This is a genomic window from Paenibacillus hemerocallicola (assembly GCF_006265175.1).
In the GTDB taxonomy this organism is placed as follows: domain Bacteria; phylum Bacillota; class Bacilli; order Paenibacillales; family NBRC-103111; genus Paenibacillus_AB; species Paenibacillus_AB hemerocallicola.
On record NZ_VDCQ01000125.1, the window covers coordinates 1 to 10416 of the forward strand.

A 10416-nucleotide genomic window follows, 5' to 3' on the forward strand; every position below is an offset into this window, starting at 1 on the left:
AATACGGGAATACGGGAATACGGGAATACGGGAATACGGGAGTACGGGAATACGGGAATACGGGAATACGGGAGTACGGAAATACGGGAGTACGGAAATACGAAAATACGAAAATACGGAAATACGGAAATACGGGAAAACGGAATACGGGAATACGGAAATACGGGAAAACGGAATACGGGAATACGGGAATACAGCAAGACGGGAAGTCTAGTCCGAGAAATCGGGCTTTTTTCTCTATACGGCATAATTCGCGTACGGGAGTGCATGAATCACTTGATCGACAAAGGCTAGCTGCCTTTGCCGGCGCTTGCGACACCGAGAATCATCAAATAGCGGAACTTGGGTATGCTATTGACCCGCGCACTCGTGTTCATTGCAAAATAACGGAAAAGCGTGCCGCTATTCCGCTGTTCACGATCATTTTCAACCCGAAAAATCGGAATAACGGAAGCCTGTTCCGTTATATTCAGGAGTGTAACCGAATTCGGGGCAATAAAGGAACGCAGTTCCTCTATTTACAGAGCCCAGAGGAATATGGGTAAGAACGCTCCGGCCAGTTGCGGATGGCGTGCCTCTGCCTCTGTCTCTGCCTCTGGTTAACGACTGAAGTTGTTGGAGCTATATCCCGAATTGTCCGGTTTCGTGTCCTCCTGGCGTAATAACGAACAAACAGCCCGCGCGAAAGCATCTCGGCTTTCATGCGGGCTTGGCCTATTCATGCTTCTGTAGTCACATATGTCCGACGGGGCCAGGCTCCATGCCTCCGTTTTCCTTGCCCGCTCCGGACGGAAGCTCCATTTTTGCCTTGCCGAGCATGATGACGAAGACAAGACCGACAGCGGTGATCAGGATGGAGATCAGGAACAAATACGAGATCGAGCCGGCGAGCGCGTTCGTTGCGCTTTGGACGACTTCGGGCGGAAGTTCGCTCCGTACTTGCGGGATGAGAAGCGCCTTCGGATCGGAAAATTGCTCCGCCATCGCGGGATCCGGAAACACCGACTCGATGCTCGACTTGTAATCGACCTTTTGCAGCACGCCGAGCACCGTAACGCCGAGCGCCGAGCCGACCGTACGGAAAAACGTAATGAGCGAGATGGCCGCTCCTTTATATTGCCCGGGCAAACCGTGCAGCACCGAGATGTTCAGGACGACGAAGTTGACGCCGATTCCGAGTCCTACGAGCACCATGTACAGCGTAACCGTCCAACGCGGCGTATCGACCGTCATCGTTCCGAGCAGCATCATCGCGACCGCGAGTATAATCGTGGATATAAGCATAATGCTCCGATACGACATTTTGTTGATAAGCGGACCGCCGAGCATGCTGCTCACGACGACCGCCAGCATCATGGGAGTCAGCGTCTGGCCGGCGGCGCTGGCCGATTCGCCGTATACGCCTTGAATGAAGAGCGGGATGTAGGTGGCGCCCGCGATCATGATGATCCCGTACAGAAAGCCGATCGCTTGGCTGGCCGTGAACAGCCTGCTTTTGAACAGCTTGAGCTCCACGATCGGATCGGACACTTTCCGTTCGGTAGCGAGGAACAGCAGGAAGCTGACGACGAACAGAACGAACAGGCCGATAATTTGCCACGATCCCCACGCGTACGTGTCCGAACCGGCGAGCTCGATGGCGAACATAAAGCTCAGAATGGCTACAACGAGCGTAGTGGCCCCGGCCCAGTCGATTTTCTGCTTGCGGTGGGCGGCCTTCTCGCGGTATCCGAAATGCATGAGCGCGATGGCGACCAAGCCGATCGGCAAATTGATGTAGAACACCCAGCGCCAGTCGATATAATCGGTGATGTAGGCGCCGAGGGCCGGGCCGAAGACGCTGGACAGTCCGAACACAGCGCCGAACAGCCCGTTCATCTTGCCGCGTTTTTCCGGAGGGAAAATGTCGAAGATGACGGCAAATGCGATCGGCATGAGCGCGCCGCCGCCGATCCCTTGAATGGCGCGGTAAATGATCAGCTCCGTCATGCTGCCGGCGATGCCGCACAATACCGAGCCGATCAGGAACAGGACGAGTCCGAGCTGAAAAAACAGCTTCCGGCCGTATATGTCGGACAGCTTGCCGAATATCGGCGTGGCCACGACGGTCGCGATCATGTAGGCGGAGAATACCCATACGTAATGCTGGAAGCCGCCAAGCTCGGTAATGACCGTAGGCATAGCCGTGGAGACGATCGTCTGGTCGAGCGCCCCGACGAACATGCCGAGCAGCAGGCCCGCGACGACCCAATTGATTTTCGTTTGCTTGCGATCCATAAATCCACCTCTTGGAATTGAAGGAATGAAAAACCGTACGAAGTACTACTATAATTCAATTGTTACCCGTAATCAAAATAAATTTCAGTTAAAATGTTAATTTCTTCAACGCGGACGTTCTTGCCGGTGCAACGGCCAGTCCTGCGCGGTTGCCGCTTGCGTGATTTATAGCGTATGATAAGGGAGGCAGCGATCGGAAAGGAAGGCAAGCGGAGTGAACGAAACGATTCTTATCGTCGACGACGATCAGGCGATAGCCAATCTGATTGAAATATATTTGCTCAACGAAGGCTACGAGGTCATCAAAGCGTACGGCGGCCGCGAAGCGCTCGAGCTGATGAAGCGCAAAGCGCCTCGCCTCGTTATCCTCGATATTATGATGCCCGGCCTGGACGGGTTGGAAGTATGCCGGCAAATTCGCATGGACCAAACGGTGCCGATCTTGATGCTGAGCGCGAAGACGGAAGATATGGACAAAATTATGGGTCTCATGAGCGGAGCCGACGACTACATGGCGAAGCCGTTCAATCCGCTGGAGCTGCTGGCCCGGGTACGTTCTCTCATACGCCGCGCTTACGGTCTCAACGTCAAGGCGAACAAAAACCGCAGCGCCGATATCATGACCTTCGACTCCCTGGAGATCGACAAGGCGACGCATACCGTTACGATGGACGGCAAGCCGATCCATCTCACCTCGATCGAATTCGGCATTTTGTACATGCTGGCGAGCCAGCCGGGCCGCGTGTTCAGTGCCGAGCTTATCTACGAGCACGTATGGAACGAGCCGTATTCCCCGACATTCACGACCGTCATGGTGCATATAAGCAAGCTGCGGGACAAGCTGGAGAAAGATTCGGGCCAGAAATGGATTCATACGGTGTGGGGGGTCGGCTACAAGTTTGATCGCTAAACTGTTCTACAGCCTCCGTTGGAAAATAGTCGCCCTGTTCGTGATGAGTTTGGCTTTGTCCGGCTTAAGCCTGGTCGGGGCCTTCTTCGTCATGTTCGTCCTGAACGAGCTGAACATCCGCATTTTGTTCGATATTGCCAGAGAGCTGGACAATATGTTCGGCTGGCCGGTCGTGGTGGTCGTGGCGGGCATTTTTTTCTTTGTCATTTACACATTCGTGCTGAGCCGCAGGCGTATCCTGTATTTGGTGCGCATCACCAAAGCGGTGCAGCGTATCGCCAACGGACATTTCGACGAACGCATCCCGGTGCGGTACAACGATGAGATGGGCGAGCTCGCCAGCAATTTGAACAAAATGTCCGAGCAGCTGAAAACGTCGATCGAGGACGAGCGGCGCGCCGAGCGGACGAAAAGCGAGCTGATCACGAACGTATCCCACGATTTGCGGACGCCGCTTACTTCGATTACCGGGTATCTCGGTCTGATCGAGCAGGATCGTTACCGCGACGAGGTGGAGCTGCGCCATTACGTGCATATCGCCTACGAGAAATCGAAGCGGCTGCATGCCCTCATCGACGACCTGTTCGAATATACGCGGCTGAGCGGGGGCGGGCTGTCGTTAAAAAAATCCGGGATCGATCTGGTCGAGATGATCGGCCAGCTGACCGCCCAGTTTCAATATGAAATGCGTCAGGCCGGCATGGAAATCCGGCTTTCGTTTCCGAAGCACAAGGTGATGATCGAAGCCGACGGGGACAAGCTGGCGCGCGTATTGGACAACCTGCTTGCCAATGCGGTCAATTACGGCAGGGAAGGCGTCTATATCGATGTAACGGTGCGGGTTCAAGGAAAGGACGCCGTTACCGAAGTCGTCAATTACGGCTATCCGATTCCGCCGCAGGATTTGCCGCATATATTCGACCGGTTTTACCGGGTGGAGAAATCGAGATCCGAGGATACGGGCGGGTCGGGGCTCGGTCTGGCGATTGCCAAGCAAATCATCGAGCTGCACGGAGGATCGATTCGGGCCGAGAGCGACAAGAGCCGGACCGTATTCGAAATCAAATTGCCGCAGGGATGAGGGGGCGGCCGCTTCCGCCGCTCGCCATGCGTTGAAACGGACGCTGCATTCCGTTCCGTTTCTTCTATTTTGCTGTGACAAAGGACTTAGGCGGTATCGGCATCCTACTGCAATCGATTACTAATCGTTGAAAAAGGCGGGAACGGCATGATAAAACGAAAAGCGCTATTAATCGGGGTAAACGGCTTCGGGGAGCAGCATCTGAACGAGCTGCTTCACCAGCAGGACCTGGGCGTGCTGGAGCTGGCCGCGGTGAGCGATTTGCGGCTGCCGGAGCAGACCGGCGTCGTGATCGCGGAGCGCGGCATCCGTTATTATGAGGACTACAAGGATATGCTCGACAAGGAGCGGGGAGCCGATTTCGTCATCGTCTCCACTCCGATCCAGCTGCATGCGCCGATGGGCATCGACGCGATGGAGGCGGGTTACCACGTCTTGCTGGAGAAACCTCCGGCGGCGGTTATCCAGGATGCGGAACGGATCGCCGAGACGGCGAGGCGCACGGGGAAACGGTGTGCGGTCAATTTCTTCACCCCGTCGGCCAAGGCGATGGCGATGCTGACCGGAATCGCGGCATCCGGGGAGATCGGCGAGATTCGGGCGATCAAAGGCATTTCGTTGCTCAATCGGCCGGGCTGTTATTTTACCAGAACGCCTTGGGCCGGCAAATTGACGGTCCGGGGCGTAACGGTACTGGACGGCTCTTTCCATAATCCGGCGGCTCATTTGTTTTACAGCATGCTTTGCCTATCCGAGCGGCTGGCCGTCGCAACCGGCAAGCCGGATGCTCTAAGCCGGGTGACGGCGGAGCTGTACCGGGGCAACGCGATCGAGAGCGACGACACGTCCTGCTTGCGCGTCGATACGGAAGGCGGCCCCGCCATGCATCTATACATCACGTTGTGCGCCCGACATACCGAGACGCAGCGAATCCGTATAGAGGGCGCCGACGGAGCGGCGGAATGGAGCTATGACGACAAAGTCACCGTATGGAAAGACGCGGACTCCGTCGTCTATGACTGCAAGGAAGGCAGCTTCCTCGCGGCCCGTTACCGCAACTTGATCGGGGTGATCGAAGGACGCGAGGAGCGGCTCGACGTTCCGCTGGAATCGGCCAAGCGGTTTACGCTCGCCGCGAACGGCGCGTTCGAATCGGCCGGGAGCGTGAAGGCGATTCCGGACCGGTATTTGCAGCCGGCCCGGCAAGAAGGGGATCCCGGCGTTTACGTCGAAGGGATCGAGGAGACGATCCGCACCGCGTTCCGCGAAGGTAAGCTGTTCTCGGAAATCGGCGTGCCGTGGGCTGCGGGCTCGGAGCCGTTCGATTTGGCCGGATACCGTTCTTTTCCGCAAAAGTTCCGGTTGAACGGGTAAGCCCGTTTACAGTCGGGGCATTTGTCCCGAACCGTTTCGCATACGACTTGGACTTTCTAGAGGCTCCTTTTTTGCGAGGTGCCTTTTTCCTATTACCGACGAATCCGATTCGTCAAAAAATTTATTTCAGACCGTGCAACCATTCGACCGGCAGCCGCATCTGGATAAGGGGAGAGGGGGAAGCGGACTGGATGTCGTCGGGCAATTAAAGAGACAGGACGAAAAGGCGCTGCAGGCGCTGATGGATCAATACGGCGATTATTTGCTCAGAACGGCCTGTCTGCTCCTGAAGGACCGTCAAGCGGCGGAAGAAGCGGTGCAGGATGCGTTCGTAACCGCCTACTACAAAATCGGGCAGCTGCAGGACCCGCTCAAGCTGAAAGGCTGGCTGACCCGAATCGTCGTCAACCGGTGCCGGATGCGGCAGCGGACGCGGGACTGGAAACGGTTGTTTTCCTTTGCGCGGATGGAGCCGTTTCTGGAGGACGTCTCGGAGCCCGGCCCGGAGCAATCGTTGATGCTGGAGCTGCGCAACGAACGGTTGAGCGATGCGGTACGGCAGCTCGCCTATCCGTATCGGGAAGCGATAACGCTGTATTACTTTAACGAGATGAACATAGAGGAAATGTCGGAACAGCTCGAGTGCAACCGGAATACGATCAAGGCGCGACTATCCAGGGGAAGAGCCCAATTGAAACGGATGTTGGAAGAAGGTGCGGATCATGATGGACAACGATAAGGAACCGGTTAAAGCCCGGCTGGACGAAGAGCTCCGCGACCTGCGCTTCCAGGGGGCCGCGAATGTGCTTGCGCGCACGCATCCCCGTACATGGGCGGAGCGAATCCGCGCGATCTGGAATAAAGAAATCGAAATTCCCGTCGTACCGAGCGGAGCTGCCGTAGCCGTCCTGCTCCTTATGCTCGCGATCCAGCAGACCGCGAATCCGGATCCGGAGCAGGCGGCGCCGAGAAACCGGCAGCTTGTCGAAGCGGGAGGCAATACGTACTGGAAGGACGAATTCGAGAGGGCGGTGGCGAATGCTGAAAATCAGAATCAAGGTTAAGCATCTGGTGCTGTCGTTCGCCGCGGCGGGAGCGTTCGTCGGGATTTTTGCAGGTATCGTCGTACCGCAAACCGAGCTGTTTATCGCCCGCAAGCACGCCTCGGCCTCAGACTTGAGCGGCAAGCCGGCTATTATCGGGGCGCTTGAAAGCCGATGGATAACGGATAAGCAGAAATGGCGGCTTATTCGCGATTCCATGATCGAGGATACGCCGGATACGCTGCGAGCGTCCGATTTCGATCTGTACGTCGGGCCGGGGTTTACGCAAAGTTACGGCAACGGGCAGGAGAGACTGTTCAGCGCATCCGAGAAAATTCCTTACTTGGAGCTCTATGTGGCCCGGGCTCCGGCGGACGGCTACTTGCTGCAGGCGGCAAAGCATCTCGCCCATTGCTACAAGCTCGAGGGGAAGACGGATCGGGCTATCGCCGTATTGGAGCAGGCGGCCAAACGGTTGCCGGGAGGGCGGCACGAGTACATGCGTCACGAGCTCGCTTACAAGGCGGCCGAACTGTTCGGCAGCGAAGGGCGCCTCGGGGATGCCGAGAGCAGGCTTGCGGAGATAACGGCCCAATTTGACAACGGCGATTCGTACTGGAACGGCAAAATCGCGCAGCTGAGAGCCCGCTTGCTAATGCGCGAAGGAGATTTGCCGCGCGCGCTGGAGCGCGTAAGTAGCGAGCTGGCGGAAGCGGAACGGCCAGGGCAGGGGGAGGCCGGCAAAGTCCGGGCGGAGCAGCTTGTCATGGTGCGGAACCAATTGGAGAGCGAGGCGAGGCGGCAGACGGCATCCGATTCCGGAGTTTCCGGGACGGTCAAGCGCAGCGACGGCAGTCCGCTCGCCCGGACCGGAGTATTTTTGCGGGAAGAGCGTATCGTCAATCAGAGCGTTTCCGAGAACGATCCTTATCAAGCCGTGACGGACGAGAACGGGCGCTTTGCGTTTGACGGCGTCGCTCCGGGCAGCTACCAGCTGTATTTGGGGCTAGACTTCGAGCAGATCAGCGGCTATACATGGCCCGTCGGTTTGGACGAGTGGATCGATGTGGATGGCGTCCGCGACGTCGAGCTGCCGATCGCGCTGCAGCCTCTTATCGAGCAGCAGTCTCCGGTCAATGAAGCGACCGTAACCGATTCGCAAATAACCTTTCAGTGGCGGAGCGTAGAAGGTGCGGCCTACTACAATGTCAATGTCGGGCTCGAAATGAGAAGCGGCTCGGGAAGCATGGCGCTGCGTACCCGCGTTCCGGAAAACCGGCTTCAAGTACCGGTGGATCGGCTGTATGACGTCCAGACCGGTCTGTCGTACGAGAAGCCCGGCGATTGGTCGACGGCCGATCCGGCTGCGCTGCTAGGATTCGCAGACCCCGACAACCGGTATTTCTGGAGCGTGGAAGCATACGATGCGTTCGGCAAGCTGCTTACGAGAAGCAACGGTTACCGGCTGGACGATCGCTCGATCGGGAACCTCCCTTTTTTCTTCTTGAAGCAGCGTACGATGACGAATGCCGACAAGCTGGTGGCGGACGGGAAATTCGACGACGCTATGGCCGTTTATAAAAAAACGTTCGAGAACGATTCGAGCGACGTTCACGCGCTGCGTATGATCATTCGCCTGCTGCAGGCGAAAGCGACGATAACCGGCGACAAGACGTTGGATGACGAGGCATATCCGTACGTCAAAACGATGCTCGGGCTGCGACCCGTGCAGGAGTACGCCGGCAGACTCATGCATTACTATTACGAGAAGCAAAACTGGCTCGAGTTTCACGCCATGTACGATTTGTACGCCCGATTGCGGGGTCAGCCGATCTCGTCCTATGAACAATCGATCTATGCGACGGCCTTGATGAAGCAAGGAAAATATGCGGAGGCGAAGCTTCCGTTCGAAGAGGCGATGAAGGAGGACGGCAGTCACCGGTTCGTAGGCAACTATTTGGCGGCCGTACTGTATGCCGATCGGTCCGTCGAAGAGGCGCTGCAAATCGCGGCGGCGTATCCCGAGCGTTCGTTCGGACCTCCGCTCCGCAATTGGCGCCGGCTTGTAGAAGCTTTGCAGGCGGAAGCGGACGGACAGGCGGCTTATTTCGCGGAGTTGAACGAGACGCTGGATTGGCATTTCCGGGGGCGGGAGGCGGACCGGCTCGGCGAGTGGCTGTTATCGACAAAGGAGACTGCCATGAAAGCATTCGTCCAGGCGGTCATGGGCGTGCGTTAGTCCAAGGTCGGAGCTGATCCCGTTCAGGGAAGTGCGTCGATTAAGCAGCCATTCCTTTTCCCGTATTTGCATATTCCGGAACCTGTTTTCTTTGCTATAATTTAGGCGGGAGGCCATCCGGACGGAAGCGGACGTTCCTCGGGCAGCTAGGCTGGGGCGACAATCGTCGGGCTGCGGGAATGAATCGGCTTCGTCCAAACGGCAAGCTGTATGAAGGGTACGGCAAGTAAACGAGCGGGGGCGAGCAAAGCATGATTATCGATTCGCATAATCATCCGAACTATTTGAATATGACCTGCGATAAAATTTTGGACAACATGCGTATGCACAATATCGACCGTACTTGGCTGCTTACGCTGGAAACGCCCGAGTTCGAATATTCGCCGAGCTATCACCGGATGACGTGGGGAGACGAGTCCGGCCCGATTCCGTTCAACCACTGCCTCGCTTGCGTGGAGAAAGCTCCGGACAAATTCGTACTCGGCTACGCGCCGGATCCGCGAAAGCCGCATGCGATCGGCAAGCTTGAGGCGGCCATCGAGATGTACGGCGTCCGCGTGTACGGGGAAGTGATGCTGCGGATGATGTACGACAACCCGGATGCGGTGGCCGTTTTCCGGTATTGCGGCAAGAGAGGGCTTCCGGTCATCGTCGAAGTCAACTACGGTCACGGCGGCGGAGGACCGTATGCGGCGCCGGGCTACTGGTACGGCGGAGGCATCGAAGCGTTCGAGCGGGCGATCCGGCAATGCCCGGACACGGTTTTTCTCGGACACGGTCCGGGCTTCTGGGCGCATATGTCGGGCGACGAGCTGTATGCGCAGCACAGCTACCCGACGGGGCCGATCGTACCTGGCGGCAAAGTGGCCGAAATGATGCGCGCCTATGACAATCTGTACTGCGATTTGTCCGCCGGCTCGGGCTTGAATGCGCTGACCCGGGATGCGTCGTTCAGCAAAGAGTTTTTGCTGGAATTCCAGGACCGCATCCTGTATGGAAGGGACATTTGGGACAACAAGCTGCAGTAGTTTCTGCAGACGCTCGACCTTCCGCCGGACGTGCTGGACAAAATCTATTGCCGCAATTCGCTTGCGCTCGTGCCTTGATCCAAGTTCCTGTTACCCGTAAGGCTTCAAGAGGGCTGCCGCATCCGGCAGTCCGTTTTTGTGCGCCGGCAAGCTGCCGAACGGAACAAAAATTTCCTCTATATGATCGGACTGAGGGGGAAAACGGCTCAAACGGAACAAAAAGTTCCTCTATTCGCTCCAAAGGAGGCGCCCAAAGGCTTCCTGCAGCCGATAGAGGAAATTTTTCTTCCTTTATGGCCTATTTTGAGGGCATTCGCGAGCGATAGCGGAACTTTTTGTTCCGTATGCCGATCTCCCCGGACTGGGGTCAACGCGCCGATACTCTTTCTCCGTACGGAATGAAGGCAATCGATGACGGCCGGCAACGGCACAGCAACGGCACAGCAACGGCACAGCAACGGTGC

Annotated in this window: 9 protein-coding genes; 8 read left to right on the plus strand and 1 reads right to left on the minus strand. The window is 57.0% G+C overall.

The annotated features are described in order from the left end of the window. A partial coding sequence (locus tag FE784_RS41450; RefSeq protein WP_218103888.1) for a hypothetical protein occupies positions 1 to 294 on the plus strand: 294 nt, incomplete at its 5' end. 438 nt (positions 295 to 732) lie between these two features. On the opposite strand, the gene FE784_RS39875 is transcribed toward FE784_RS41450, so the two are convergent. Next, positions 733 to 2277 (minus strand): MDR family MFS transporter, encoded by a 1545-nt coding sequence (locus tag FE784_RS39875; protein ID WP_139607860.1) that lies wholly within the window; start codon positions 2275 to 2277, stop codon positions 733 to 735. Between the two features lie 214 nt (positions 2278 to 2491). Between FE784_RS39875 and FE784_RS39880 the strand changes: the two genes are divergently transcribed. The 7 genes from FE784_RS39880 (at position 2492) to FE784_RS39910 (ending at position 9952) form a co-directional block, all read left to right on the plus strand. Beyond that, entirely contained in the window at positions 2492 to 3187 is a 696-nt protein-coding gene (locus FE784_RS39880) for a response regulator transcription factor (protein ID WP_139607861.1), read from the plus strand. Beyond that, a complete protein-coding gene (locus FE784_RS39885; protein ID WP_246132397.1) occupies positions 3177 to 4268 on the plus strand; it encodes a sensor histidine kinase in 1092 nt (363 codons plus the stop codon). The genes FE784_RS39880 and FE784_RS39885 overlap by 11 nt, the downstream gene beginning before the upstream one ends. A 147-nt stretch (positions 4269 to 4415) precedes the next feature. Beyond that, positions 4416 to 5642, plus strand: a complete 1227-nt coding sequence (locus tag FE784_RS39890) for a Gfo/Idh/MocA family protein (protein ID WP_139607862.1) — start codon at positions 4416 to 4418, stop codon at positions 5640 to 5642. Between the two features lie 133 nt (positions 5643 to 5775). After that, a complete protein-coding gene (locus tag FE784_RS39895; RefSeq protein ID WP_246132398.1) occupies positions 5776 to 6381 on the plus strand; it encodes an RNA polymerase sigma factor in 606 nt (201 codons plus the stop codon). Further along, positions 6365 to 6706, plus strand: coding sequence for a hypothetical protein (locus FE784_RS39900; protein WP_139607863.1), 342 nt, complete (start codon positions 6365 to 6367; stop codon positions 6704 to 6706). The genes FE784_RS39895 and FE784_RS39900 overlap by 17 nt, the downstream gene beginning before the upstream one ends. Next, positions 6681 to 8924 carry a carboxypeptidase-like regulatory domain-containing protein gene (locus FE784_RS39905; protein ID WP_139607864.1) on the plus strand — a complete coding sequence of 748 codons (2244 nt, stop codon included), beginning with the start codon at positions 6681 to 6683 and terminating at the stop codon, positions 8922 to 8924. Before FE784_RS39900 ends, FE784_RS39905 begins: the two co-directional genes overlap by 26 nt. A 251-nt stretch (positions 8925 to 9175) precedes the next feature. Then, entirely contained in the window at positions 9176 to 9952 is a 777-nt protein-coding gene (locus tag FE784_RS39910) for an amidohydrolase family protein (protein WP_139607865.1), read from the plus strand. Positions 9953 to 10416: the final 464 nt, after the last annotated feature.

Coding starts and splice junctions, on each gene's coding strand:
- FE784_RS39910 (WP_139607865.1), top strand. CDS start 9,176: ATGATTATCGATTCGCATAATCATCCGAACTATTTGAATATGACCTGC.
- FE784_RS39875 (WP_139607860.1), bottom strand. CDS start 2,277: ATGGATCGCAAGCAAACGAAAATCAATTGGGTCGTCGCGGGCCTGCTG.
- FE784_RS39905 (WP_139607864.1), top strand. CDS start 6,681: ATGCTGAAAATCAGAATCAAGGTTAAGCATCTGGTGCTGTCGTTCGCC.
- FE784_RS39900 (WP_139607863.1), top strand. CDS start 6,365: ATGATGGACAACGATAAGGAACCGGTTAAAGCCCGGCTGGACGAAGAG.
- FE784_RS39890 (WP_139607862.1), top strand. CDS start 4,416: ATGATAAAACGAAAAGCGCTATTAATCGGGGTAAACGGCTTCGGGGAG.